The sequence below is a fragment of the Arthrobacter sp. CAN_A2 genome (genome assembly GCF_015752045.1).
Lineage (GTDB): Bacteria > Actinomycetota > Actinomycetes > Actinomycetales > Micrococcaceae > Arthrobacter_D.
Genome location: NZ_JADOUS010000007.1, coordinates 63,098 through 88,760, shown reverse-complemented (window position 1 = coordinate 88,760; position 25,663 = coordinate 63,098). Strand labels below are relative to the sequence as shown.

Annotated in this window: 25 protein-coding genes; 24 read left to right on the top strand and 1 reads right to left on the bottom strand. The window is 71.0% G+C overall.

Going from position 1 to position 25,663, the window contains the following annotated elements; translation table 11 throughout:
* Positions 1–55: 55 nt before the first annotated feature.
* From rpsD to nusB, 12 genes are all read left to right on the top strand, one after another.
* Entirely contained in the window at positions 56–682 is a 627-nt protein-coding gene (rpsD, locus tag IWX63_RS10800; protein ID WP_043445565.1) for a 30S ribosomal protein S4, read from the top strand.
* Positions 683–841: 159 nt separating this feature from the next.
* Complete coding sequence (locus IWX63_RS10795; RefSeq protein WP_199278181.1) at positions 842–1,216, top strand: DUF948 domain-containing protein; 375 nt, start codon at positions 842–844, stop codon at positions 1,214–1,216.
* A 24-nt stretch (positions 1,217–1,240) separates the two neighbouring features.
* Positions 1,241–1,534 (top strand): hypothetical protein, encoded by a 294-nt coding sequence (locus IWX63_RS10790; RefSeq protein WP_442859121.1) that lies wholly within the window; start codon positions 1,241–1,243, stop codon positions 1,532–1,534.
* Positions 1,535–1,716: 182 nt separating this feature from the next.
* Entirely contained in the window at positions 1,717–4,395 is a 2,679-nt protein-coding gene (alaS, locus tag IWX63_RS10785; RefSeq protein WP_199278180.1) for an alanine--tRNA ligase, read from the top strand.
* 32 nt (positions 4,396–4,427) lie between these two features.
* Positions 4,428–5,021: a Holliday junction resolvase RuvX gene (gene ruvX / locus IWX63_RS10780; RefSeq protein ID WP_199278179.1), complete on the top strand. Its 594-nt coding sequence runs from the start codon at positions 4,428–4,430 to the stop codon at positions 5,019–5,021.
* Positions 5,018–6,271, top strand: coding sequence for an endolytic transglycosylase MltG (mltG, locus tag IWX63_RS10775; RefSeq protein ID WP_199278178.1), 1,254 nt, complete (start codon positions 5,018–5,020; stop codon positions 6,269–6,271). The genes ruvX and mltG overlap by 4 nt, the downstream gene beginning before the upstream one ends.
* A complete protein-coding gene (locus IWX63_RS10770; RefSeq protein WP_334685800.1) occupies positions 6,272–7,156 on the top strand; it encodes a shikimate dehydrogenase in 885 nt (294 codons plus the stop codon).
* A gap of 32 nt (positions 7,157–7,188) precedes the next feature.
* Positions 7,189–8,397, top strand: coding sequence for a chorismate synthase (gene aroC, locus IWX63_RS10765; protein ID WP_199278177.1), 1,209 nt, complete (start codon positions 7,189–7,191; stop codon positions 8,395–8,397).
* On the top strand, positions 8,397–9,002 hold the full coding sequence (locus IWX63_RS10760; protein WP_199278176.1) for a shikimate kinase: 606 nt from the start codon (positions 8,397–8,399) through the stop codon (positions 9,000–9,002). Before aroC ends, IWX63_RS10760 begins: the two co-directional genes overlap by 1 nt.
* Positions 8,992–10,086 carry a 3-dehydroquinate synthase gene (aroB, locus tag IWX63_RS10755; RefSeq protein ID WP_199278175.1) on the top strand — a complete coding sequence of 365 codons (1,095 nt, stop codon included), beginning with the start codon at positions 8,992–8,994 and terminating at the stop codon, positions 10,084–10,086. The genes IWX63_RS10760 and aroB overlap by 11 nt, the downstream gene beginning before the upstream one ends.
* Before the next feature lie 144 nt (positions 10,087–10,230).
* Positions 10,231–10,794, top strand: a complete 564-nt coding sequence (gene efp / locus IWX63_RS10750; protein WP_199278174.1) for an elongation factor P — start codon at positions 10,231–10,233, stop codon at positions 10,792–10,794.
* Positions 10,791–11,201, top strand: coding sequence for a transcription antitermination factor NusB (nusB, locus tag IWX63_RS10745; RefSeq protein WP_199278173.1), 411 nt, complete (start codon positions 10,791–10,793; stop codon positions 11,199–11,201). The genes efp and nusB overlap by 4 nt, the downstream gene beginning before the upstream one ends.
* 178 nt (positions 11,202–11,379) lie before the next feature.
* Here nusB and IWX63_RS10740 read toward each other — a convergent pair whose 3' ends face one another.
* The gene (locus tag IWX63_RS10740) at positions 11,380–12,681 is read right to left on the bottom strand and encodes a PrsW family intramembrane metalloprotease (RefSeq protein WP_199278172.1); all 1,302 of its coding nucleotides are present in this window, start codon (positions 12,679–12,681) and stop codon (positions 11,380–11,382) included.
* A gap of 102 nt (positions 12,682–12,783) precedes the next feature.
* Between IWX63_RS10740 and pyrR the strand changes: the two genes are divergently transcribed.
* The 12 genes from pyrR (at position 12,784) to metK (ending at position 25,633) form a co-directional block, all read left to right on the top strand.
* Positions 12,784–13,365, top strand: coding sequence for a bifunctional pyr operon transcriptional regulator/uracil phosphoribosyltransferase PyrR (gene pyrR / locus IWX63_RS10735; protein ID WP_442859125.1), 582 nt, complete (start codon positions 12,784–12,786; stop codon positions 13,363–13,365).
* Positions 13,362–14,399: an aspartate carbamoyltransferase catalytic subunit gene (locus IWX63_RS10730; RefSeq protein WP_199278170.1), complete on the top strand. Its 1,038-nt coding sequence runs from the start codon at positions 13,362–13,364 to the stop codon at positions 14,397–14,399. Before pyrR ends, IWX63_RS10730 begins: the two co-directional genes overlap by 4 nt.
* Positions 14,396–15,781, top strand: a complete 1,386-nt coding sequence (locus IWX63_RS10725; protein WP_199278169.1) for a dihydroorotase — start codon at positions 14,396–14,398, stop codon at positions 15,779–15,781. Before IWX63_RS10730 ends, IWX63_RS10725 begins: the two co-directional genes overlap by 4 nt.
* Entirely contained in the window at positions 15,769–16,368 is a 600-nt protein-coding gene (locus IWX63_RS10720) for a PH-like domain-containing protein (RefSeq protein ID WP_334685799.1), read from the top strand. Before IWX63_RS10725 ends, IWX63_RS10720 begins: the two co-directional genes overlap by 13 nt.
* Positions 16,365–17,591, top strand: coding sequence for a glutamine-hydrolyzing carbamoyl-phosphate synthase small subunit (gene carA, locus IWX63_RS10715; RefSeq protein ID WP_199278168.1), 1,227 nt, complete (start codon positions 16,365–16,367; stop codon positions 17,589–17,591). Before IWX63_RS10720 ends, carA begins: the two co-directional genes overlap by 4 nt.
* A complete protein-coding gene (carB, locus tag IWX63_RS10710) occupies positions 17,591–20,899 on the top strand; it encodes a carbamoyl-phosphate synthase large subunit (protein ID WP_199278167.1) in 3,309 nt (1,102 codons plus the stop codon). The genes carA and carB overlap by 1 nt, the downstream gene beginning before the upstream one ends.
* Positions 20,889–21,740: an orotidine-5'-phosphate decarboxylase gene (gene pyrF / locus IWX63_RS10705; RefSeq protein WP_199278166.1), complete on the top strand. Its 852-nt coding sequence runs from the start codon at positions 20,889–20,891 to the stop codon at positions 21,738–21,740. The genes carB and pyrF overlap by 11 nt, the downstream gene beginning before the upstream one ends.
* Before the next feature lie 173 nt (positions 21,741–21,913).
* Positions 21,914–22,252 (top strand): integration host factor, actinobacterial type, encoded by a 339-nt coding sequence (gene mihF, locus IWX63_RS10700; protein WP_199278165.1) that lies wholly within the window; start codon positions 21,914–21,916, stop codon positions 22,250–22,252.
* A gap of 10 nt (positions 22,253–22,262) precedes the next feature.
* A complete protein-coding gene (gene gmk / locus IWX63_RS10695; RefSeq protein ID WP_199278164.1) occupies positions 22,263–22,832 on the top strand; it encodes a guanylate kinase in 570 nt (189 codons plus the stop codon).
* Between the two features lie 45 nt (positions 22,833–22,877).
* Complete coding sequence (gene rpoZ / locus IWX63_RS10690; RefSeq protein ID WP_199278163.1) at positions 22,878–23,138, top strand: DNA-directed RNA polymerase subunit omega; 261 nt, start codon at positions 22,878–22,880, stop codon at positions 23,136–23,138.
* A 28-nt stretch (positions 23,139–23,166) separates the two neighbouring features.
* Positions 23,167–24,381 carry a bifunctional phosphopantothenoylcysteine decarboxylase/phosphopantothenate--cysteine ligase CoaBC gene (gene coaBC, locus IWX63_RS10685; RefSeq protein WP_199278162.1) on the top strand — a complete coding sequence of 405 codons (1,215 nt, stop codon included), beginning with the start codon at positions 23,167–23,169 and terminating at the stop codon, positions 24,379–24,381.
* A 40-nt stretch (positions 24,382–24,421) separates the two neighbouring features.
* A complete protein-coding gene (gene metK, locus IWX63_RS10680; protein WP_334685797.1) occupies positions 24,422–25,633 on the top strand; it encodes a methionine adenosyltransferase in 1,212 nt (403 codons plus the stop codon).
* Positions 25,634–25,663 lie beyond the last annotated feature (30 nt).

The window sequence follows — 25,663 nt, the reverse complement described above, 5'->3', positions numbered from 1 at the left end:
GACGCCCCCGTGGCGTGAGTCCGCCTCTTCGCCGCAAAAACATCGAAAGGTAGACGTGGCTAACAACACACGTGCCCGCCGGAAGGTCCGCATCTCGCGTGCCCTCGGCATCGCCCTGACCCCCAAGGCCGAGAAGTACCTCGAGCGCCGGCCGTACGCGCCGGGCCAGCACGGCCGTGCGCGTCGCAAGCAGGACAGCGACTACGCCGTGCGCCTGCGCGAAAAGCAGCGCCTGCGCGCCCAGTACAACATCCGCGAAGCGCAGATGGCCCGCGTCTTCGAAGAAGCACGCCGCACCTCGGGCCTGACCGGTGAGAACCTGATCGAACTGCTCGAGATGCGTCTCGACGCGCTCGTGCTCCGTGCCGGGTTCGCCCGTACGAGCGCCCAGGCCCGCCAGCTCATCGTCCACCGCCACATCATGGTCGACGGCGCGCGCGTCGATCGCCCGTCGTTCCGGGTGGCCGAAGGCCAGCTCATCCACGTGCACAGCCGCAGCGAGACCATGGTCCCGCTGCAGGTTGCCGCCGCCGGCGCGCACCGCGACGTCCTCCCCGCCGTCCCCGGCTACCTGGACGTCCAGCTCGACAAGCTCCAGGCGCGCCTCGTGCGTCGCCCGAAGCGCTCCGAGGTCCCCGTGACCTGCGAAGAGCAGCTCGTCGTCGAGTACTACGCACGCTAGGCGTCCGTGTCCGCGGGTCCACCCGCGGTCCTGAACGACAAGCATGGTCGAAGAGCCCGTGGCACCCGCCGCGGGCTCTTCGGTCTGTAAGGTACTAAGAGCACGAAATTCCCTGCCCGCCCCTTCCGGCGGTCCACTCATGCGTAAAGGAGACCGCCCATGTCAGGTGGAGATATTGCAGGCCTGATAGCTGCGGGCGTGTTCGCCGTCCTGGTCCTGCTGCTGGCCGTTCCGATCTGGAAGCTCGGACGCGTGTTCGACGAGCTCCGCAAGGCCATCCGCACCGTCACCGACGAGACGACGCCGCTGCTCGAAGAGGTCACGAGCACCGTGAGCACCACGCACCGGCAGCTGAAGACGGTCGACGGGATCACCTCGAACGTCTCCGACGCGTCGGCGAACATCTCCGCGCTGTCGTCGCTGATCGCCGCCACCGTCGGCGCTCCGCTCATCAAGGTCTCGGCGTTCTCCTACGGCGTCCGCTCGGCCTTCGCCGGCCGGACCTCGCCGGCACGCCGCCGCCGCAGCCGCTAACCCAACGACGAACCGGAGATAACGATGATCAGACGAGCATTCTGGCTGGCAGCCGGCATCACGATCGGCGTGGTCGCGGTGCGCAAGGTGACCCAGGCCAAGTCGAACCTCGGACCCGAGGGCCTGAACCGTGCGGTCGGCCAGATCAGCGACAGCATCGCTGATTTCGCCGATGCCCTGCGCTCGGCCATGAGCGAGCGGGAGGACGATCTCCGCTCCGCCCTCGGCGTGTCGGCACCCGCCCCGGCCAGGGACGCCGCCGCCGACGCGGCTCCCGCCGCCAGCGCCGCCCCCGCGTCCCGCCGCTCCCTCCGCTAGGACGGATCACCGCCGGCGCCGCGGGCCCGACCGCCGTCGCCATGACCGGCCGGTCCGCGCCACGGGCCGGCAGGTCCGGCCCGGCGCCGTGTCCGACAGCGACCCCGCCGGCCCCACCTCCCCGTCCGGTCCACAGCGTCCGGACCACAGCGTCCGGACCACCCACCGAAGGATCTGCCCCCATGAAATCCCACGAGATCGCCAGCCGCTGGCTGAGCTACTTCGAGAAGAACGGGCACACGGTCGTGCCCTCGGCGTCGCTGGTCTCCTCGGACCCGTCCCTCCTGTTCACCGTTGCCGGTATGGTGCCGTTCATCCCGTACCTGACCGCCCGCGAGACGGCCCCCTACAGTCGTGCGACGAGCGTCCAGAAGTGCATCCGCACCGGCGACATCGAGGAAGTCGGCAAGACCGCCCGCCACGGCACCTTCTTCCAGATGTGCGGCAACTTCTCCTTCGGTGACTACTTCAAGGCCGACGCCATCCGCATGGCGTGGGAACTGCTGACCAGCGACGTCGCCGACGGCGGGTTCGGCCTGCCCGCGGACAGGCTGTGGATCACGGTGTACCACGAGGACGACGAGGCGCTGGAGATCTGGCGCGACGCCATCGGCGTCCCCGCCGGGCGCATCCAGAAGATGGGCAAGAAGGACAACTACTGGTCCACCGGCCAGCCCGGCCCCGCCGGTCCCTGCTCGGAGATCTTCTACGATCGCGGTCCCGCCTACGGGGTCGACGGCGGTCCCGAGGCCGACGACGACCGGTACGTGGAGATCTGGAACCTCGTCTTCATGCAGTACCAGCGCGGCGAGGGCACCGGCAAGGACGACTTCGAGATCCTCGGCGAGCTCCCGAAGAAGAACATCGACACGGGCCTCGGGCTCGAGCGCCTCGCGATGATCCTGCAGGGTGTCGAGAACATGTACGAGACGGACCAGGTGCGTCCCGTCCTGGACCGCGCCGCCGCGCTCAGCGGGAAGACCTACACCAGCTCCGAGTCCGCGGCGGACCCGCACCACACCGACGACGTCCGGCTGCGCGTGGTCGCCGACCACATCCGCTCCTCGCTCATGCTCATCGCCGACGGCGTCACCCCGTCCAACGAGGGCCGGGGCTACGTGCTCCGCCGACTGATCCGCCGCGCCGTCCGCGCCATGCGGCTCCTCGGCGTCGAGAAGGCCTGCCTGCCCGACCTGCTGCCCGCCTCACGGGACGCCATGAAGGGCGTCTACCCGGAGGTCGAATCCGACTTCGAGCGCATAAGCCGGATCGCCTACGCGGAGGAGAAGGCGTTCCTGCGCACCATAGCGTCGGGTACCGCGCGCCTCGAGGAGGCCGTGCGGGAGTCCCTCTCCGAGCAGCGTCCGCTGTCGGGCCAGGACGCCTTCGCGCTCCACGACACCTACGGCTTCCCGATCGACCTGACGCTGGAGATGGCCGAGGAGGCCGGGCTCGCCGTCGACGCCGAGGGCTTCCGCACGCTCATGCTCGAGCAGCGCCGGCGCGCGCAGGCCGACGCCCGCGGGAAGAAGGCCGGCCACGCCGACCTGTCCGTGTTCACCGAACTGCTCGGCCGCGGCCAGACCGTCTTCACGGGCTACGACGAACTGACCTCCGAGGCCACGATCGTCGCCGTCCTGGACCAGGGCCAGTCCGTCCCGAGCGCCCTCCAGGGGAGCGAGGTGGAACTCGTCCTCGACCAGACCCCGTTCTACGCCGAGGCCGGCGGGCAGGCCGCGGACATCGGACTCATCACGGGCAACGGCTTCGTGGCCGAAGTCCTCGACGTCCAGCGTCCCCTCAAGGGCCTGATCGTGCACCGCGCCGTCGTCCGCGAGGGCGAGGTGTTCCCGGGGGCCGTCGTGACGGCCGCCGTCGACCGCCCGCGCCGCCGCGCGGGGGAGCAGGCGCACTCGGGTACGCACATCGTCCATGCGGCCCTCCACGAGATCCTCGGCCCCGAGGCGCTGCAGCGCGGCTCCTTCAACAAGGCCGGCTACCTGCGCTTCGACTTCTCCTGGGGTGAGGGCATCAGCGCCGGCGCCCGCTCGGAGATCGAGGAGGTCTCGAACATCGCGATCCGCGACAACTACGAGGTCGAGACCAAGATCATGTCCCTCGCGGACGCGAAGGCGCTCGGCGCCACGGCGCTGTTCGGCGAGGCCTACGGCGAGACGGTGCGCGTCGTCGAGATGAACGCCGAGTTCTCCCGCGAACTGTGCGGAGGCACGCACGTCCCATCGACGTCGCTCATCGGCAGCCTCACGCTGCTCGGCGAGCAGTCCGTCGGCTCGGGCAACCGGCGCATCGAAGCCCTCGTCGGCCTGGACGCGTTCCGTCACCTCGCCGCGGAGCGGGCGCTCGTCACCGAGCTCTCCGACATGCTCAAGGTGCCTTCGGTGCAACTGCCCGAACGCCTGGCGGCGACCCTGAACAAGCTCAAGGCCGCGGAGAAGGAACTGGACCGGCTCCGCCGGGAGCAGCTCGCCCTGACCGCGGGGTCGCTCGTCGACACCGCGGTCGATGTCGACGGCGTGCGCCTGGTAGCGCACGACGCCGGCGAGATCGGGAGCGCGGACGAACTGCGCACGCTCGTGCTGGACCTGCGCGGCCGCCTCGGATCCGAGCCCGCCGTCGTCGCGGCAACCGGTGTCGCGCAGAACCGTCCGCTCGTCCTGGTCGCGACCAACGAGGCGGCGCGGGCCGCCGGGGTCAAGGCCGGCGCGCTGGTACGGACCGCCGCGAAGATCCTCGGCGGCGGCGGTGGAGGCAAGGACGACGTCGCACAGGGCGGCGGCTCCGACGCCGCACGTATCCCCGAGGCGCTGACGGCGATCCGCGCAACGGTCGCGGAGCGCTGACGGCCCCCGTGGAGGAGAACGGCGGAGGAGCGGTGCCCGGCCTGTCCGGCGGCGCTCCCTACCCCTTCGGACCGAAACTCGGCGTCGACGTCGGGCAGGTCCGGGTGGGCCTTGCCGGGTGCGATCGTGACGGCCTGATCGCGACGCCCATCCGCACGCTCAAGCGGGATGCGCGGAAGAACCACGACGTGCGGATCCTCGTCCGCGAGGCGGTCGAACGCGGCGCCGTGCAGATCATCGTGGGACTCCCGAAGAACCTCAGCGGCCGGGAAGGCGCCTCCGCGGAGATGGCGCGGGAGTACGCAGGGCTGCTCGTGGAGGAACTCGTCCGCCAGTCCCATCCGTTACCGGTACGCCTGGTCGACGAGAGATTGAGCACGGTCTCGGCGCACCGTTCGCTGCACGCTGCTGGTCTCGGGAGCCGTGATCATCGTATGGTGGTGGATCAGGTGGCTGCCGTCGAAATACTCCAGCATGCCATCGACACGCAACGTTCACGTGGACGGGATGTGGGGGATCCGGTTCCTGCGCGAGCAGCAACGGGCGCTCAGGGCCCGCTGCTGACCCCTACAAAGGAGCCAGTCATCAAACACAGTTCGCCCAGCAGGAGGGAATCCGAGTCGTGAGCGACCGCCATTCCACCCCCCAGGGTGCCGCAGACCACCCGGCCGACCACTCTGCGGACCAGCCCGACGACGGCTACTACGACGAGGCGCACGAGGACGGCCCCACGCATCCCGAACCCGTCGAGGAATTCTTCGTGGCGCAGGACGTCCCACGCCCCAACACCAGGCGCCCGTCCTCGCAGGCGAAACGGCGCCGCCGCATCCGCCGCACCGTGATCATGCTCGTGGTCCTCGCCCTGTTCGCCGGCACGGTGTACGGCGCCGCCCTCATGCTGCGCGAGTTCCTCGGCCTCAACGACGTGAAGGACTATGCGGGCCCGGGCGGCGAGGAGACGGTGTTCTCGGTTCCTGAGGGCGCCGGAGCACTGGCGATCGGGACCGGACTCGAGAGCGCCGACATCGTGGCGGACTCCGCGACGTTCGTCACGGCGCTCAGCGCCATCGCCGAGGGCCGCGAGGTCCAGCCGGGCGAGTACGAGATGCGCCTGCAGATGTCCTCCGCCGCCGCCGCCGAGGCGCTCCTCGGCGAGGACCCGACCATGGTCTCCTACGCCGCCGTCGCACGCGACCTGCGGCAGGGCGAGGTCTTCGACATCCTCAGCGAGTCCACGGGGATCCCGCGCGCCGAATTCGACGCCCTCGCCAAGGACCCGGCGCAGTTCGGGCTCCCCGCCCAGGCGCTCTCCCTCGAGGGGTACCTGCACCCCGGCGAGTACCGCTTCGACGTCGAGGCCACCGCCACCGACATCATCACCGAGATGGTCACGGCGACGACCGACCGGCTCGCCGAGGACGGTGTCACCGACCCCGCCGAGCAGTACCGGATCCTGACCGTGGCGAGCATCGTGCAGGCGGAAGCGCAGGAAGGCGACTACGCGACGGTCGCCGGGTCCATCTACAACAGGCTGAAGCCCGGCAACACGGAGACCAACGGCTTCATCCAGTCGGATGCATCGGTGACCTACGGGCTCGGGACCCGGACGTACCAGCTGACGGACGAGGAGAAGACCGACACCTCCAACCCCTACAACACGTACGCCAACCCCGGGCTCCCGAAGGGGCCGATCGGCTCTCCGAGCGACGAGGCGATCGACGCGGCCGTCGAGCCCGCGGACGTACCGTTCTACTTCTGGGTGACGGTGGACCTCGACACGGGGGAGACGAAGTTCTCGGAGACGTATGCGGAGCACCTGCGCTACGTCGCCGAGTACGAGGCCTGGTGTGCCGATCATCCCGGACGGTGCCAGTAGGTGGTGCCTCCGGGGACCGCGGCGGCCCAGGCATGGCGGGCCGCCGTGATCGGTTCGCCGATCGCCCACTCGAAGTCGCCCCTGCTGCACACGGCGGCGTACCGGGTGCTCGGCATCGACTGCTCCTACTCCGCGATCGACGTCGACGAGGCGCGACTGGACGTGTTCGTCGATGAAATGCGCACCGGCGGTGCGTGGCGCGGACTGTCCGTGACGATGCCCCTCAAGGGTGCCGTCGCACGGCTGGTCGACGGCACGACGGCGCAGGCGGCCGTGCTCGGCGTCGTCAACACCGTCGTCGTCGGCGGCGACGGCCCGCGCCGCACCCTCACCGGCCACAACACCGACGTCGCAGGAGTGGCCCACGCCCTGGCCGCGGCCGGCGTGGTGACGCCCCGACGTGCCGTCGTCCTGGGCGGCGGGGGCACCGCAGCCGCCGCGGTGGCCGGCCTCGCGCAGCTCGGAGCCGGCGCGGTACGCGTCCTCGTGCGCCGTCCCGCAGCAGCGGCCGACCTCCGGCGCATCGGCGAGGCCCTCGGCGTGGAGGTGGACCTCTCGCCCTGGTCGCAGGCGGCCGAGGCCGTGTCCGCGTCCGACGTCGTCATCTCCACCCTGCCGCCGCACGCCGCGGATCCGCTCGCAGGGGAGCTCGCGGCGCACGCCGGCTTCCGCACGGACGGCACGCTGCTCGACGTCGCCTACGACCCCTGGCCCAGTCGGCTGGCCGCGGCGTGGCAGCAGGCCGGTGGGCGTATCGTGCCCGGTCTCGACATGCTGATCCACCAGGCCGTGGAGCAGGTGGCCCTGTTCTTCCCCGAGGCCGGCCAGGACCGAGCAGCCGTCCTCCGCGTGATGTATGACGCGGTGGGTGCCACCCGGCGCTGAGGTGGGCCGCGCCGCATGGCAGTATGGAAGCCATGTTGCGTTGGTTGACGGCAGGAGAATCGCACGGCCCCGCCGTGGTCGGCATCATCGAGGGCATGCCCGCGGGGGTGGGCATCACGAGTGCCGATATCCAGGACGCCCTGGCCCGCCGTCGGCTCGGCTACGGGCGCGGCGCCCGCATGAAGTTCGAGCGGGACCAGGTGCGCATCATGGGCGGCGTCCGGCACGGGCTGACGCAGGGCGGTCCGGTGGTCATCGAGGTGGCGAACACCGAATGGCCCAAGTGGGAGAAGATCATGTCCGCCGACCCCCTGGGGGAGCAGGACGCCGCGGAGCTCGCCGATTCGGCGCGCAACGCCCCCCTGACCCGCCCACGCCCCGGCCACGCCGACTTCACCGGCATGCAGAAATACGGCTTCGACGAGGCCCGTCCCGTCCTGGAACGCGCCAGCGCCCGTGAGACCGCGACCCGGGTGGCGCTCGGCACCGTCGCAGCGAAGTTCCTCGAGGGCCTCGGCATCCGCCTCGTCAGCCACACCGTCGCCGTCGGCTACGTCTCGGTCCCGGACGACGCCGTCCTGCCGACCCCCGACGACGTGATCGCCCTCGACGCCGATCCGCTGCGATGCTTCCACCGGGACACCTCCGACGCGATGGTGGCGGAGGTCGACGCCGCCCACAAGGAGGGCGAGACGCTCGGTGGCGTCGTCGAGGTGGTGGCCTACGGGCTCCCGCCGGGCCTGGGCAGCTACGTGCACTGGGACCGCCGGCTCGACGCCCGCCTCGCCGCGGCCCTCATGGGCATCCAGGCCATCAAGGGCGTGGAGGTCGGCGACGGGTTCGAGACCGCCGCGCGCCGCGGCACGGCCGCCCACGACGAGATCCTGCGCAACGAGGACGGCAAGATCGTCCGCGCCAGCAACCGCGCCGGCGGGATCGAGGGCGGCATGAGCATCGGGGACACCCTCCGGGTCCGCGCCGCGATGAAACCCATCGCCACCGTGCCCCGGGCGCTCCGCACCGTCGACGTCAGCACCGGCGCCGCGGCCCGCGCGCACCACCAGCGCTCGGACGTGTGCGCCGTCCCCGCTGCCGGCGTCGTCGCCGAGGCCATGACGGCCCTCGTGCTCGCCGAGGCCGTCACCGAGAAGTTCGGCGGCGACTCCCTGGCCGAGACCGCCCGCAACCTGCGCAGCTACCTCGAGAACATCCCGGAGTTCCTGGGCTCCGCCGGAGCCTGATGCGGCGGGACCATCCCGTCGTCCTCGTGGGGCCCATGGCGGTCGGCAAGACGGCGGTGGGCAGGATGCTCGCCGAACGGATCGGCGCGCGCTTCATCGACACGGACCGGACGATCGTCGAGCGGCACGGCAGCATCGCCGGGATCTTCGCCCGCGAGGGCGAGGAGGCCTTCCGGGCCGTCGAGGCCGACGTCGTCCGTGCCGCCCTGGCCGAGGACGCCGTCGTCTCCCTGGGCGGCGGGGCCGTCCTCCACCCGCAGACGCGGGACCTGCTGCAGGACACGACGGTCGTCTTCCTCGACACCGACGTCGCCGCCGTCCTCCCGCGCATCAGGACTGATTCCGGCCGACCGCTGCTGGCCGGGCGCCCCGCGGAACGGTGGCAGGAGCTCTACGACGAGCGGCGGCCCGTCTACGCCGCACTGGCCACGACCGTCGTCGACACCCGCGGCCTCTCCGTCCGCGCGGTCACCGCGGCGGTGCTCCAGGCCCTGCCGGCACTGCAGAGCCGGCTCGGTGAGCAGACCGACAGCACCCCGGCGGCGACACACGATCCGACACACGACCTGAACCACGAGAGCGGGACGACCCCCCATGGACACTGAGACCCCCACCATCATCCCGGTCACCGGGAGCGCGCCCGGAGACTCGTACGACGTCGTCGTCGGGCGTGGACTCCTCGGGCGCCTGCCCGCGATCCTCGGGGAGCGCGTGCGGCGCGTCCTGGTGATCCACCCGCGGGCGCTGCGTGCGACCGGCGACACCGTCCGTGACGAGCTCGCCGATGCCGGCTTCACCGCCGTGACCGCGGAGATCCCCGACGCCGAGGAGGGCAAGCACATCCAGGTGGCCGCCTTCTGCTGGCAGGTCCTCGGGCAGAACGACTTCACCCGCTCGGACGCCGTGGTCACGGTCGGCGGGGGAGCGGTGACCGACCTGGGCGGTTTCGTCGCGGCGACCTGGCTGCGCGGGGTCCGGGTGGTGCACCTGCCCACGAGCCTGCTCGGCATGGTCGATGCCGCCGTCGGCGGGAAGACCGGTATCAACACCGCCGAGGGCAAGAACCTCGTGGGAGCCTTCCACCCCCCGGCCGCCGTCCTGGTGGACCTCGACGCGCTGGGGACGCTGCCGAAGAACGAGCTCGTGACGGGACTCGCCGAAGTAGTGAAGTGCGGGTTCATCGCGGACCCGGTCATCCTCGACCTGATCGAACAGGACCAGAGCGCGGCGACCGACGCGGCCTCGCCCGTGCTGCGCGACGTCGTGGAACGGTCCATCCGCGTGAAGGCGGACATCGTGTCGGAGGACCTCCGGGAGTCGGGCCGCCGGGAGTACCTGAACTACGGTCACACCCTGGCCCACGCCATCGAACTCGCCGAACGGTACTCCTGGCGCCACGGCGCGGCCGTCTCGGTGGGCCTCGTATTCGCCGCGGAACTCTCGCGGATGGTCGGGCGGCTCAGCGACGCCGACGCGGACCGGCACAGGAGCATCCTCGAGTCCCTCGGGCTGCCGGTCACCTACCGGCGCGACCGTTGGGTCTCGCTCCTGGACGGGATGCGCCGCGACAAGAAGTCCCGGGGCGACCTCCTCCGCTTCGTGGTGCTGGACGGCATCGGCAAGCCGGGCATGCTCGAGGTCCCCGACACGTCGCTCCTCTTCGCCGCCTACCAGGAGATCGCGTCCTGAGCGGATCCTGATGGCGACCTGATCACCGCCGACGGGCCCCTGTGCGGCACGGGGTAGACTTGGGTCTGGACTTTTGGTGTGCCCCCGCGCGCCCGCTGTGCCTCGGCCGGCCCATCCATCCGCGAACCCGACGAAAGTGAACCTGTGGCGACCACGAACGACATCAAGAACGGCACTGTTCTGAAGCTCGAAGGCAACCTCTGGAACGTCCTCGAATTCCAGCACGTCAAGCCCGGCAAGGGTGGCGCCTTCGTCCGCACCAAGCTCCGCAACATCCTCTCCGGCAAGGTGGTCGACAAGACCTTCAACGCCGGACTGAAGATCGAGACGGCCACCGTGGACCGCCGCGACTACCAGTACCTGTACAAGGACGGCGAAGACTTCGTCTTCATGGACACCACGGACTTCGACCAGATCACGGTGCCGGGCAAGACCGTCGGCAACGCCGCGAACTTCATGCTCGAGAGCCAGATGGCCACCATCGCCATGCACGAGGGCTCCGCGCTGTACGTCGAGCTCCCCGCCTCCGTGACGCTGGAGATCACCTACACGGAGCCGGGCCTGCAGGGCGACCGCTCCACGGGCGGTACCAAGCCCGCCACCGTCGAGACCGGCCACGAGATCCAGGTCCCGCTGTTCCTGGGCACCGGTACCAAGGTCAAGGTCGACACCCGCACGGGCGAGTACCTGGGACGCGTCAACGAGTGAGCGCACGCAGCAAGGCCCGGCGTCGGGCCCTCGACATCCTCTTCGAGTCCGCGCAGCGCGACATGCCGGCCCTCGAGGTCATCCGTGCACGCCGCGAGAAGACCGACATGATCATCGCCGACTACACGATGGATGTCGTCGAGGGCGTCCTGGAGCGTCAGGAGCAGATCGACGAGTTCCTGAGCACCTATTCGCAGGGCTGGACCCTCGACCGCATGCCCGCCGTCGACCTCATGATCCTGCGGATCGGCAGCTGGGAGCTGCTCTACAACGACGACGTCCCCGACGGCGTCGCGGTCAGTGAGGCGGTCGAGCTCGCGAAGATGCTCTCCACCGACGAGTCGCCGAAGTTCGTCAACGGCCTCCTCGGGCGGCTGCAGCAGCTCAAGCCGACCCTGCTCGCCTGAGCGTCCCCGCGTAACCCCTCCGGAAGCTCCCGCAGGCCGTCGACGGCCTGCGGGAGCTTCGGCGTTTCCGGAGCACGTAGGCCGTCCGTGCACACGGGTGGCGGGTTCCGCCGTCCGGCACCGACCATGGCTGCGCTCTCGGGCCCGCCGACGGCGGGATCGACCGACCGGGCGCCGCTCAGCGACCGACCGATGCCAGCTGGAAGATCCTGGCCCGCCGCTGCGACGCCTCGGCCAGCAGTGCGCGTTCCTCGGCCGCGTAGTCGCCGTCGCGCCGTCCGCCCAGCATCCGCTGACGCGTGTACGCGATGCGCGACCCCGTCCGGATGAATGCGCGCATGTCCTCCTTCGCCCCGATGGACTGTGCCCAGGCGAGGGCCTGTGACCGGCCGGGCCGGGTGGCGAGCATGCGCACCTCCTCGGGGGTGAACCACCCCGCCCGCGCGTAGTCGCCGAGGCGGGCCTCGGTGAGGCGCTGCTCGGCCCGACGGAGGAGGACGACCGCGATCACGGCGGCGATGAACAGGGGCACCTGGACGACGAAGTAGAAGAGGAAGAAGTTGTCGAACAGCAGGATCGTGCCGCCGTTCCAGAGCATGTGCCCGGCGATCGCCGGCAGGAGCCCGAGCACGAAGGCGCCCAGGATCCGCGCGTTCCCGCCGCCCCGGTTCAGTGCGGAGCCGAGGACGAACCCCAGGAGCGCGGTGAACATGACATGGGCGAACGGGGAGAACAGGCCGCGCAGGACGAACACCCCCACGAGGGCGCCGGCACTGCCGGAATCCAGCACGGCCGAGCCGAAGTAGAGGATGTTCTCGGTGAACGCGAAACCGGCCGCGACCGTTCCGGCGTAGACGATGCCGTCCACGGGCCCGTCGAAGTGGCTGCGGCGCGTGTACACGAGGATCAGCACGCCGAGGCCCTTGGCGAACTCCTCGACGAGCGGGGCCTGCAGCACCGGCGCGAGAACCTCGGGCGACGTCGTGGTGAACGCGTCTCCCAGCAGTTCCACCACATAGGTGCCGAGCAGCAGGGTCACGGCGACGGAGGCTCCGGCGCCCCACAGGAACGCGAAGAGCAGCGCCCCGCGGGGTTCCGGATCCCACCGGTCGATCCAGCGCAGCCCGAGCAGGCAGATCCCCAGCGGTACCAGGGCGAGGATCCCGCAGAGGACGAAGGCCGAGGGCCCGAGGGACAGCGAGAGGACCAGGAGGACGGCCGCCACCACGAGGGCCGCGACGAGCACGAGGAGGACGTCGCGGACGCGCCCGCGTCGCGGCGGCCGGATCCACACCGGATGCAGGGGGTGGCCGGCGCCGCGCGGCGGGGCCGCCTGGGGGTGCCGCACGGTGGTGTCGCTCCACCACCCCTGATCGCGCTGCGGGTGCCACTGCGGGTCCTGCTGTGTGCGGTGGGAGTCGGCCGGTCGTCCGTAGTCCGGCGGGCCCCCCGCGTTCGTTCCCTGGTTGTTCATCGCCATGATCCAACCCTAGGGGCAAGCGCCCCTGTGGTAGTTTTGAAGGCGCAACCACCCTTTAAGTTCCGTCCAGTGAGGCGGGGAAGGAGGAAGCGTGTTATGACCATGCCTGCCTCGGAATCCGGCATCACCAAGCGCGTCGTTCTCGCAGCAGCAGACATCGACCGGGCCCTCACCCGCATCGCCCACGAGATCCTCGAGGCGAACAAGGGATCCCGGGACCTCGTGCTCCTGGGCATCCCCCGCAGGGGCTTCCCGCTGGCCCAGCGCCTCGCCCAGAAGATCGCGTCCGTCGACGCCTCGGTGGACCCGGACCTCATCACCGGCCAGCTGGACGTCACCCTGTATCGGGACGATCTCCGCCGCAACCCCACGCGATCCCCCCTCGCCACGCAGCTGCCGCCGTCGGGCATCGACGACAAGGTCGTGGTCCTCGTCGACGACGTCCTCTACTCGGGTCGCACCATCCGGGCGGCCCTCGACGCCCTCGCCGACCTGGGCCGTCCGCGCGCCGTCCGCCTGGCGGTCCTCGTGGACCGGGGCCACCGCGAGCTGCCCATCCGCGCGGACCATGTGGGCAAGAACCTCCCGACGTCGTCCCGGGAACGCGTGCGTGTGCACCTCGCGGAGATCGACCTGATCGGCGGCTCGGCCGTGGACGAGGTCGTCATCGAGGACCGCGCGTGAAGCACCTGCTCAGCACCCAGGACCTCTCCGCGAGGAACGCCCTGCGCCTGCTGGACGTCGCCGAGGAGATGGCGGCGGTGGGGGAGCGGGAGATCAAGAAACTCCCCGCGCTGCGGGGCAGGACCGTGGTGAACCTCTTCTTCGAGGACTCCACGCGCACCCGCATCTCCTTCGAGGCCGCGGCGAAGCGCCTCTCCGCCGACGTCATCAACTTCGCCGTCAAGGGGTCCTCGGTGTCCAAGGGCGAGTCGCTGAAGGACACCGCGCAGACCCTCGAGGCCATGAGCGCTGACGCCGTCGTCATCCGCCACCCGGCCTCCGGCGCCCCGGCGCGGCTCGCGGCGTCGGGCTGGATCGACGCCGCCGTTGTCAACGCCGGCGACGGGACGCACGAACACCCCACCCAGGCCCTGCTCGACGCCTTCACGCTCCGCCGGCACTGGGCACGCATCGCGGGCACGCCCAGCGCGGGGAGCACCCTCGCCGGCATGAAGGTCCTGATCGTCGGGGACGTCCTCCACTCGCGGGTGGCGCGCTCCAACGTCTGGCTGCTGACGACGCTCGGCGCGGAGGTCCTCCTCGCCGGCCCGCCCACCCTGCTCCCGGTCGGTATCGGGTCCTGGCCCTGCACCGTGTTCTACAACCTCGACGAGGCCCTCGCGCAGCGGCCCGATGCCGTCATGATGCTCCGCCTGCAGGCCGAGCGCATGAACGCCGCCTTCTTCCCCTCGACGCGCGAGTACTCACGGCGCTGGGGGTTCGACGACGGACGGCTCGCGCTGCTCGACACGATGGGCCTGGACGACACCGTGATCATGCACCCCGGGCCCATGAACCGGGGCCTGGAGATCTCCTCCGCAGCCGCGGACTCGCCCCGCTCCACCGTCCTCGCGCAGGTCCGCAACGGCGTCTCCGTGCGCATGGCCGCGCTGTACCTGCTGCTCGCCGGGGACCCGCACGACGATCAACCCGACGACCAGCCCGACCAGCCCGCCGACCAGCCCGCCCCGATCCCGGAAGGCCGCACCCTGTGACGACCCGCACCAGCACCACCGGCCCCACCCCGCCCGCGTACCTCATCCGCGATGCCGCCATCCTGGGCGGCGACATCCAGGACATCCTCGTCCGCGACGGGGTCATCGCCGCCGTCGGCGCCGCGGCGACGGCCGACGCCCCGGCGGACGCCGAGACCGTCGACGCCCGGGGGCTCGTCGCCCTGCCCGGCATGGTGGACCTGCACACGCACCTCCGTGAGCCGGGCCGGGAGGACGCCGAGACGGTCGAGACCGGGTCGCGCGCCGCCGCGCTCGGCGGGTTCACCGCCGTGCACGCCATGGCCAACAGCTCACCCGTCGCCGACACGGCCGGCGTCGTCGAGCAGGTGTACCGCCTCGGCCTGGCCTCCGGCTGGGTCGAGGTGCGCCCGGTGGGCGCGGTGACCGTGGGCCTGGGCGGCGAGCGGCTCGCGGAGCTCGGCGCCATGGCAGAATCCCGGGCGGCCGTCCGCGTCTTCTCCGACGACGGCGTCTGCGTGCACGACCCCGTCCTCATGCGCCGAGCGCTCGAATACGTCAAGGCGTTCGACGGCGTCATCGCGCAGCACGCGCAGGAACCGCGCCTCACCGAGGGCGCCCAGATGAACGAGGGCGAGGTCTCGGCCGTGCTCGGCCTGACCGGCTGGCCGGCCGTCGCGGAGGAGAGCATCATCGCCCGCGATGTCCTGCTCGCCCAGCACGTCGGGTCGCGCCTGCACGTCTGCCACGTCTCCACCGCCGGATCGGTGGAGATCATCCGGTGGGCGAAGGCCCGCGGCATCGACGTCACCGCCGAGGTCACCCCGCACCACCTGCTCCTGACCGACGAGCTCGTCCGCAGCTATGACCCGGTCTACAAGGTCAACCCGCCGCTGCGCACGTCCGAGGACGTTCATGCGCTGCGGGCGGCCCTCGCCGACGGCACGATCGACGTCGTCGGCACCGACCACGCCCCGCACCCGAGCGAGCACAAGGAATGCGAGTGGGCGCAGGCGGCCATGGGCATGACGGGCCTCGAGACCGCCCTGTCCGTCGTGCAGCACGCCATGGTGGAGACCGGGCTGCTGGACTGGGAGGGCTTCGCCCGCGTCACGTCGGGCAATCCGGCACGGATCGGACGGCTGGGGCACCAGGGCCGGCCGATCGCCGCCGGTGAGCCGGCCAACCTGATCCTCGTCGATCCGGCCGCACGCTGGACCGTCGATCCGTCCACGATGGCCACAAAGGGCCGCAACAGCCCCTTCCGCGGCCTCGAACTGCCCGGCAGCGTCCGGGCCACGTTCTACGCCGGCCACCCGACCGTCCTCGACGGGCGCCTCGCCTCACCCCGTCCGGCGTCCGCGGCGCTCGCTACCGAAGGGGCGGACGCATGGAATCTCTAGGCTGGGTCGCCCTGACCGTCGGCATCATCGCCGTGATCGTCGCGCTCATGGGGCTCGGGTGGCGCAACCGGCTGCGTCGCCAGTCGGACGTCCCCGAACCGCACGAGCCGCCCGCGGACCCGGGCCCCGTCCTCTACGAGGCAGAGGGACAGTACGTCGCGACGACGACGGCGGGAGACTGGCTCGACCGCATCGCGGTCCACGGCCTCGGCCTGCGCGGCAACGCCGTCGCCGCCGTCCACGAGGACGGGGTGCTGATCTCGCGTACGGGCGCCCGCACCGTCTTCATCCCGCGCGGCGACCTCACCTCGGTGCAGCTCGCGGGCGGCATGACCGGCAAGTTCGTCGAGAAGGAGGGGCTCGTCATCCTCACCTGGGATCTCGGCGCGCAGCGCGTCGACACGGGGTTCCGCACCCGCCACGCCGCGAACAAAGCCCAGCTGGTCGCCGCCATCGCCGCGCTCGTCCCGGCCGGCCCCGCACGCCCGGGCACGGCCCGCCCGGACACCGCCCGCCCGGACACCCCCCGCAGAGACACCACCCCCGACCGCACCCCATCGACCCCCGAAGGCAGGGAACAGCTGTGAGCCACGCTCCAACAACGGCACCGGTCCACCGACAGGCACCCGCGGTGCTCGTCCTCGAGGACGGCCGCACCTTCCGCGGCCGCGCCTACGGCGCCCAGGGCACCACGCTCGGCGAGGCCGTCTTCGCCACCGGCATGACCGGGTACCAGGAGACCATCACCGATCCGTCCTACGCCCGCCAGCTCGTCGTCCAGACGGCGCCGCACATCGGCAACACCGGGGTGAACGCGGCCGACGCCGAGTCGCGCCGCATCTGGGTGGCGGGGTACATCATCCGCGACGCGGCACGCCGTCCCTCCAACTGGCGCGCCGAGCAGAGCCTCGACGACCAGCTGCGCGAGCAGGGGATCGTCGGCATCGAGGGCGTCGACACGCGCGCCGTCACCCGGCACCTCCGCGAGCGCGGCGCCATGCGCGCCGGCATCTTCTCCGGTGCCGACGCCGCACTGCCCGAGGACCGGCTCGTCGGGATGGTCCTCGGCCAGCCGTCCATGGCGGGCTCCCGCCTCGCCGAGGAGGTCAGCATCGACGAGGCATACGTCGTCGACCCCGCCGACCACGGCTGGACCGGCGACGCGGTGGCCACCATCGTGGCCCTGGACCTCGGCATCAAGACGATGACGCCCCGGCACTTCGCCCAGCGCGGCGTGCGCACCGTCGTCCTGCCCGCCTCGGCGTCGTTCGACGACGTCATGGCCGCCCGGCCGGACGGCGTCTTCATGTCCAACGGGCCCGGCGATCCCGCGACCGCCGACGCCCAGGTGGACCTCCTGCGCCGTGTGCTGGATGCGCGCGTGCCGTTCTTCGGTATCTGCTTCGGCAACCAGATCCTCGGCCGCGCGCTCGGCTTCGGGACGTACAAGCTCCGCTACGGCCACCGCGGGATCAACCAGCCGGTCCTGGACCGCCGCACCGGCAAGGTCGAGATCACGTCGCAGAACCACGGTTTCGCCGTCGACGCACCGCTGGACGGCCCCGTCGAGGCGCCCGCCGGCACCTACGGCCGCGTCGAGGTGAGCCATGTGAGCCTGAACGACGACGTCGTCGAGGGACTGGCGTGCCTGGACCTCCCCGCCTTCTCCGTCCAGTACCACCCCGAGGCGGCGGCCGGCCCGCACGACTCGGCGTACCTCTTCGACCGCTTCATCGACCTGATGCGGTCCGAGAAGGAAGGCGCGGCCACCCAGCCCCGCCCCGACAGCACAACCCAGGAAGAGAACTGATGCCCCGCAGAACCGACCTCAAGAGCGTGCTCGTGATCGGCTCAGGGCCGATCGTCATCGGGCAGGCCGCCGAATTCGACTACTCGGGCACGCAGGCACTGCGCGTCCTGCGCGAGGAGGGACTGCGCGTCATCCTCGTGAACTCCAATCCGGCCACCATCATGACCGACCCGGAGTTCGCCGACGCCACCTACGTGGAGCCGATCACCCCCGACGTCGTCGAGAAGATCATCGCGAAGGAACGCCCGGACGCCCTGCTGCCCACCCTCGGTGGCCAGACGGCGCTGAACACGGCCATCGCCCTCGACAAGAACGGTGTCCTTGACAAGTACGGCGTGGAGCTCATCGGCGCGAACATCGCCGCGATCGAGCTCGGCGAGGACCGCGAGAAGTTCAAGGGCGTCGTTGCACGGTGCGGCGCCGAATCGGCCCGGTCCTCGATCATCCACACCATCGACGAGGCCCTGGCGGCCGCCGAGGACCTCGGCTACCCGATGGTGGTGCGGCCGTCCTTCACGATGGGCGGCCTGGGTTCCGGCCTCGCGTACACGGAGAAGGACCTCCGCCGGATCGTCGGCCAGGGCCTGCAATACAGCCCCACGAGCGAGGTCCTCCTCGAGGAGAGCATCCTCGGGTGGAAGGAGTACGAGCTCGAGATGATGCGCGACCGGAACGACAACGTCGTGGTCGTGTGCTCCATCGAGAACGTCGACCCGGTGGGCGTGCACACCGGCGACTCCATCACGGTCGCGCCCGCCCTGACGCTCACGGACCGCGAGTACCAGCGCCTGCGGGACATCTCGATCGCCGTGATCCGCGAGGTCGGCGTCGATACGGGCGGCTGCAACATCCAGTTCGCCATCGAACCGTCCACGGGCCGTGTGGTGGTCATCGAGATGAATCCGCGCGTCTCGCGCTCCTCCGCCCTCGCGTCGAAGGCCACCGGGTTCGCCATCGCCAAGATCGCGACGAAGCTGTCCCTCGGCTACACGCTCGACGAGATCCCCAACGACATCACGCTGAAGACCCCGGCGTCCTTCGAGCCCACCCTCGACTACGTGGTGGTCAAGGTCCCGCGGTTCGCGTTCGAGAAGTTCCCCGCCGCGGACCCCACGCTCACCACCACCATGAAGTCCGTGGGCGAAGCGATGGCGATGGGCCGCAACTTCACCGAGGCGCTGCAGAAGGCGCTCCGCTCCCTCGAGCAGAAGGGCTCGCAGCTGTCCTTCGCGCCCGTCCCGGCCGACGACGTCGACGCCCTCGTCGAGGCGGCCAGGCGTCCCACCACCGAACGGCTCTCCCAGGTGCAGCGCGCCCTGCTCGGCGGTGCCACCGTGGAGCGGCTCTACGAGGCCACGGCGATCGACCCGTGGTTCCTCGACCAGCTCGTGCTCCTCAACGAGATCGCCGAGGAGGTGCGCTCGGCGCCGAACCTGACGGAGGAGGTGCTGCGGCATGCCAAGCGCCACGGGTTCTCGGACGAGCAGATCGGCTCCCTCACCTCCACGCCGGAGGCCGTGGTGCGCGGGGTGCGGCACGCGCTCGGCATCCGCCCGGTCTTCAAGACCGTGGACACGTGCGCGGCGGAGTTCGCCGCCTACACGCCCTACCACTACTCGTCCTACGACGAGGAGGACGAGGTGGCGCAGCACGAGAAGCCCTCGGTGATCATCCTCGGCTCCGGGCCCAACCGGATCGGCCAGGGCATCGAGTTCGACTACTCCTGCGTCCATGCCACGATGGCACTGCGCGAGGCCGGCCACGAGACGGTCATGATCAACTGCAACCCCGAGACGGTCTCCACGGACTACGACATCTCCACGCGCCTGTACTTCGAGCCGCTGACCCTCGAGGACGTCCTCGAGGTCATCGCGGCGGAGCAGCGCACCGGCGGGGTCCTCGGCGTCTTCGTCCAGCTCGGCGGGCAGACACCGCTCAAGCTCGCCCAGGAACTGGCCGACGCCGGGATCGCGATCCTCGGCACGTCCCCCGAGGCCATCGACCTCGCCGAGCACCGCGGGGCGTTCAGCCGCGTGCTCGACGCCGGGGGCCTGATCTCCCCGAAGAACGGCACCGCGGTGTCCTTCGAGGACGCGAAGAAGATCGCCGACGACATCGGCTACCCCGTGCTGGTCCGTCCGTCCTACGTGCTCGGCGGCCGCGGCATGGAGATCGTCTACGACGAGGCGAACCTGTCCCGCTACATCACCAACGCCACGGAGATCACCGAGGCTCACCCCGTGCTGATCGACCGCTTCCTCGAGGACGCGATCGAGATCGACGTCGACGCGCTCTACGACGGCATGGAGATGTACCTCGGCGGGATCATGGAGCACATCGAGGAAGCCGGCATCCACTCCGGCGACTCGGCCTGCGTGCTTCCTCCCATCACCCTCGGCGCCGACGTCCTGCAGCGCGTCCGTGAGGCGACCCTCGCCATCGCCGAGGGCGTCGGGGTGCGCGGACTCATCAACATCCAGTTCGCGCTGGCCTCCGACGTCCTGTACGTCCTCGAGGCCAACCCCCGTGCCTCGAGGACCGTACCGTTCGTCTCGAAGGCCACCGGCGTGCAGCTGGCCAAGGGTGCCGCCCTGATCGGCACCGGGGTGACGGTCGCGGAACTGCGCGGGCGCGGCCTGTTGCCGGCCCGGGGCGACGGCGGCTCCCTGCCGCTGGACGCACCGGTCTCCGTCAAGGAGGCCGTGCTGCCCTTCAGCCGCTTCCGCACACCGGAGGGCACGGTGGTCGACTCCCTGCTCGGGCCCGAGATGCGCTCCACGGGCGAGGTCATGGGCATCGACAAGTACTTCGACACGGCCTTCGCGAAGAGCCAGGCCGCCGCGAACGCGGCCCTCCCGGTGCAGGGCAAGGTCTTCGTGTCCGTCGCCAACCGGGACAAGCGCGCCATCATCATGCCGGTCAAGCGGCTCGTGGACCTCGGCTTCGAGATCGTCTCCACGGGCGGCACGGCCGACGTCCTGCGGCGCAACGGCATCCAGGCGACCACGGTCCGCAAGGTCGCCGAGGGCGCAGGAGCCCACGGCGAGGGCACCGTCGTCGACCTCATCACCGAGGGCGGGATCGACATGATCATCAACACGCCGTCCGGCGGACAGGCGCGCGGCGACGGCTACGAGATCCGCGCGGCCGCCACCTCCTACGGGCTCCCGGTCATCACGACGATCCCCGAGGTGGGGGCCGCCGTGCAGGCGATCGAGGCCATGCGCTCCTACGAGTGGTCGGTGACGAGCCTCCAGGAGCACGCGGCGAACCTCCGGGCGTCCACCGCGGCCCGCGATGCCTCCTGAGGCAGGCGCAGCCGTGCCCCGCGCCCCCTTCGGGGAACGGCTCGCGGCGGCCCGGGCGGCCCGGGGGAGCCTCTGCGTCGGCATCGACCCGCATCCCGGGCTGCTGGTTGCCTGGGGGCTGGAGGACTCCCCGGCGGGCCTCGAGCGGTTCTCCCTCACCGTGCTCGACGCCGTCGGGCCGGTCGCCGCGGCCCTCAAGCCGCAGGTCGCACTGTACGAACGACACGGCGCGCGCGGACTCGCGGTCCTCGAGACGCTGCTGGCACGCGCGGCCGATGCCGGGGTCCTGACCATCGCGGACGCCAAGCGTGGCGACATCGGGTCCACCATGCGGGCCTACGCCGAGGCGTGGCTGGGGGAGGGCCGCCCGCTGGCCGCCGACGCCGTCACCCTGAACCCGTACCTCGGGTTCGAATCCCTCCGGCCCGCCCTCGACCTCGCCACCGCGACGGGACGCGGGGTGTTCGTCCTCGCGCTGACGTCCAATCCCGAAGGCCGCTCGGTGCAGCACGTGGGTGGGCGCGCGTCCGTGGCACGGTCCGTCGCGCATGCGGCCGCCGCCGAGAACGCGGGTCCCGGGCCGGGCCACGTGGGGCTGGTGGTCGGAGCCACGGTCGGCGATGCCGCGCAGCGCCTCGGCCTCGACCTGCCCTCCCTCAACGGCCCCGTCCTCGCCCCCGGGGTCGGCGCCCAGGGCGCCGGGCGCCGCGAACTGGAAACCGCGTTCGGGGCGGCGCTGCCGTTCGTGCTGCCGACGTCGAGCCGGGCGATCCTCGCCGCGGGCCCGCACCCGGCAGCACTGCGCGCGGAGGCGGAACGGACGCGCGACCTGCTCGTCTGAGCGCGGGGCCGCATTGATTTCGGAGGCGCAGGCCCGGTAGGTTCGTTCCACCGGGCCTGCCGGCCCCCCACCGACCCCGGATGACGTCCAGGCGTGTCCGCCGATCCACCCGACCCAGCCACACGACGAGCGGTCGCCGCCATCCCTGGTGCCGTCCAGCGTAGGGAGCAGCAGTGAGCCTGAAGCCATTGACGGATGCCGAGCGGACGCGGGCGCGCGAGAAGGCGACGGCGGCGCGCGCGGTGCGGGCGGACGTCAAGTCCCGGCTGAGGACCGGTAAGCTTTCCGTGGCGGATGTGATCGAGAATCCCGACGGCGACGACGCCGTGGGCCGCCTGAAAGTCCTCGACCTCCTCAAGGCCCTGCCCGGCGTCGGCGACGTGCGGGCAGCCGCCATCATGGCGGAGGTGGGCATCGCGGGGACCCGTCGCGTACGCGGGCTCGGCATCCACCAGCGCAAGGCCCTCGTCACCTATCTCGAACAACACCAGTCTGGCTCGGCCAGAAAGTAAGGAAGCGGTAGTGTCACAGCCCCGGTTGACAGTCCTGGCGGGCCCGACGGCGGTCGGCAAGGGAACGGTGTCCACCTACATCCGGGACAACTATCCCGAGGTGTGGCTGTCCGTATCGGCGACCACCCGCCCGCCGCGCCCGGGGGAGATCGACGGCGTGCACTACTTCTTCGTCTCCCCGGAGGAGTTCGACCGGCTCGTCGGCGAGGAGCAGCTGCTGGAGTGGGCCGTGGTCCACGGCCGCAACCGCTACGGTACGCTGCGCCGGACCGTCCAGGCCGCGATGGACGAGGGCCGGACCGTACTCCTGGAGATCGATCTGCAGGGAGCGCGCAAGGTGAAGGAGACCATGCCGGAGGCAACCTTCGTGTTCCTCGCGCCCCCCAGCTGGGACGAGATGGTGCGCCGGCTCGCGGGACGCGGCACCGAAACGGCCGAGGAACAGCGGCAGCGGCTGGAAACCGCTAAACTGGAACTTGCCGCCGAGCCGGAATTCAACCACACCGTCGTCAACGACACCGTGGAGCATGCGGCAGACGAGCTCGTATCACTGATGGGACTGCGTCCGCTGGAGCGCTGAGGAGCGCTGATCCGGCCGGTCCCGCCTTATTTTTTGGAGAACTCTGTGTCAACTCAGCCCGAAGGCATCATCAACCCGCCGATCGATTCTCTGCTGGAGGCCTCGGACTCGAAGTACGCCCTCGTGATCTACGGTGCCAAGCGTGCCCGCCAGATCAACGCGTACTACTCCCAGCTCCACGAAGGCCTCTTCGAGTACGTCGGCCCGCTCGTCGACACCCGGCTGAACGAGAAGCCCCTCTCCATCGCCCTGCGCGAGATCAACGAGGGCATGCTGGTGTCCACGCCGATGGAACCGTCCGAGTAATCACGGCAGCCCGGAACACGGACCGCCGGTGCGCGTAGTCCTCGGTGTCGGAGGAGGGATCGCGGCCTACAAGGCCGCATCCCTCCTCCGTCTTTTCACGGAGTCGGGCCATGACGTCACCGTCATCCCCACCGACGCCGCCACCCGCTTCGTCGGCACCGCCACCTGGGAGGCGCTCTCGGGCCATCCCGTGAGCAACAGCGTCTGGGACGACGTCGACAAGGTGAACCACGTGCGCCTCGGGCACGAGGCCGATCTCGTCGTCGTCGCGCCTGCCACCGCGGACGTCCTGGCGCGCGCCGCCGCGGGTCTCGCGAACGACCTCCTCACGGGCACGCTCCTCATGGCGCGCGGCCCCGTGGTCATGGCTCCCGCGATGCACACCGAGATGTGGCAGCACGCGGCCACCCGCGCGAACGTCGAGACCCTCCGTTCGCGAGGCGTGACCGTCCTCGAACCGGCAACCGGCCGTCTCACCGGTGCGGACTCCGGCCCCGGCAGGCTCCCGGAGCCGGCGGACATCTTCGCGGCGGCCATCGCCGTCGTCACCCGCGCCGGGAACGGTGGCAGCCTGCGGGGCAGGCGCGTCACCATCTCCGCGGGCGGCACGCGCGAGGCCCTCGACCCGGTCCGGTTCCTCGGGAACCGGTCCTCGGGCAAGCAAGGCATGGCGCTGGCCGAGGCGGCCCTCGCCCAGGGCGCCCAGGTGACCCTCGTCCTCGCCCACGCCGAGGTCGCGCCGCCCGCCGGCTGCGACGTCGTGCGCGTCGAGTCCGCCCTCCAGCTGCGCGAGGCCGTCCTCGACGCGCTGCCCACCACGGACGTGCTGGTCATGGCCGCCGCCGTCGCGGACTTCCGTCCCGCGGAGCCGGCCACCACCAAGATCAAGAAGAACGACGACGGGACCGACCCTGTCATCACCCTCGTCCGCAACCCCGATGTGCTCCGCGAGGCGGTGCTCGCCCGGGACGCCGGCGCACAGCCGCAGGTCATCGCCGGCTTCGCGGCCGAGACGGGCGACGCCGCCGCCGATCCCCTCACGCACGCCCGCGCGAAGCTCGCCCGGAAGGGCTGCGACTTCCTGGTGCTCAACGTGGTCAGCGCGGACCGGGTGTTCGGCAAGGACTCCAACGAGGTGACCATCCTCGACGCGGACGGCAGCGAACCAGCCGCGGTGCATGGTTCCAAGCGGGTCGTCGCCGACGCCGTGATCGCCCATGCCGCGCGCCTGCTGTCCCGCTGATCCATGCAGGACTGTCCCTCCAACCAAGTAGAGTGAGCACGTGAATTCTCCCAGCATCGATTCCCCCCTGCGCCTTTTCACCTCGGAATCGGTGACGGAGGGCCATCCCGACAAGATCTGCGACCAGATCAGCGACGCCATCCTCGACGGCATGCTCGCCCAGGATCCCGACTCGCGCGTCGCGGTGGAGACCCTCGTGACCACCGGGCTCGTGCATGTCGCGGGCGAGGTCACCACCGAGGCGTACGTCGAGATCCCCGACATCGTCCGCAAGACCATCCTCGGCATCGGTTACGACTCCTCGGCCAACGGCTTCGACGGCGCCCGCTGCGGCGTGTCCGTCTCGATCGGGCAGCAGAGCGCCGAGATCGCCTCCGGCGTGTTCACCTCGCTCGAGACCCGTGAGGGGACGGGCCTGGACCCCTACGACGCCCAGGGCGCGGGGGACCAGGGCATCATGTTCGGCTACGCGAGCGACGAGACCGCCGTGCTCATGCCCGCCCCCATCTGGCTGGCGCACCGGCTGTCCGAGCGCCTCACCGCCGTCCGCAAGGACGGGACCCTCCCGTATCTCCGCCCGGACGGCAAGACGCAGGTCACCATCGGCTACGACGGCGACCGCCCCGTCTCGATCGACTCCGTGGTCATCTCCTCCCAGCACTCCGCCGAGGTGTCCCTCGAGGAGCTGCGCGCCGGTCTCGTCGAGCACGTGGTCACCCCGGTCCTGGCCGATTCCGACCTCGACGCCTCGTCGGTCCGCCACATCCTCAACCCCGGCGGTGCCTTCGTCATCGGCGGCCCCGTGGGCGACGCCGGACTGACCGGCCGCAAGATCATCGTCGACACCTACGGCGGCACGGCCCGCCACGGCGGCGGCGCGTTCAGCGGCAAGGACCCGTCGAAGGTGGACCGTTCGGCGGCCTACGCCATGCGGTGGGTCGCGAAGAACGTCGTGGCGGCCGGGCTCGCCCGCCGTGCCGAGATCCAGATCGCCTACGCCATCGGCATGGCACAGCCCGTCGGGATCTACGTGGAGACCTTCGGCACCGAGACCGTGGACCCGCTGAAGATCGGTGCCGCCATCCGCGAGGTGTTCGATCTCCGCCCGCTCGGCATCATCCACGCCCTCGATCTGAAGCGCCCGATCTACCAGCGCACCGCGGCCCACGGCCACTTCGGCCGCGAGGAGGACGGTTTCACCTGGGAGCGCACCGACCGCGTGGACAAGCTCAGGAGCTACTTCAACGCCTGACACGGGAGGAGGCGGCCGTAGGCCCGGCCG

Bases quoted from the DNA above. Each gene is read 5' to 3' on its own strand.
- IWX63_RS10795 (WP_199278181.1), top strand. From the start codon at position 842: ATGTCAGGTGGAGATATTGCAGGCCTGATAGCTGCGGGCGTGTTCGCC.
- IWX63_RS10790 (WP_442859121.1), top strand. From the start codon at position 1,241: ATGATCAGACGAGCATTCTGGCTGGCAGCCGGCATCACGATCGGCGTG.
- alaS (WP_199278180.1), top strand. From the start codon at position 1,717: ATGAAATCCCACGAGATCGCCAGCCGCTGGCTGAGCTACTTCGAGAAG.
- aroC (WP_199278177.1), top strand. From the start codon at position 7,189: ATGTTGCGTTGGTTGACGGCAGGAGAATCGCACGGCCCCGCCGTGGTC.
- IWX63_RS10760 (WP_199278176.1), top strand. From the start codon at position 8,397: ATGCGGCGGGACCATCCCGTCGTCCTCGTGGGGCCCATGGCGGTCGGC.
- aroB (WP_199278175.1), top strand. From the start codon at position 8,992: ATGGACACTGAGACCCCCACCATCATCCCGGTCACCGGGAGCGCGCCC.
- IWX63_RS10740 (WP_199278172.1), bottom strand. From the start codon at position 12,681: ATGGCGATGAACAACCAGGGAACGAACGCGGGGGGCCCGCCGGACTAC.
- pyrR (WP_442859125.1), top strand. From the start codon at position 12,784: ATGCCTGCCTCGGAATCCGGCATCACCAAGCGCGTCGTTCTCGCAGCA.
- IWX63_RS10720 (WP_334685799.1), top strand. From the start codon at position 15,769: ATGGAATCTCTAGGCTGGGTCGCCCTGACCGTCGGCATCATCGCCGTG.
- carB (WP_199278167.1), top strand. From the start codon at position 17,591: ATGCCCCGCAGAACCGACCTCAAGAGCGTGCTCGTGATCGGCTCAGGG.
- pyrF (WP_199278166.1), top strand. From the start codon at position 20,889: ATGCCTCCTGAGGCAGGCGCAGCCGTGCCCCGCGCCCCCTTCGGGGAA.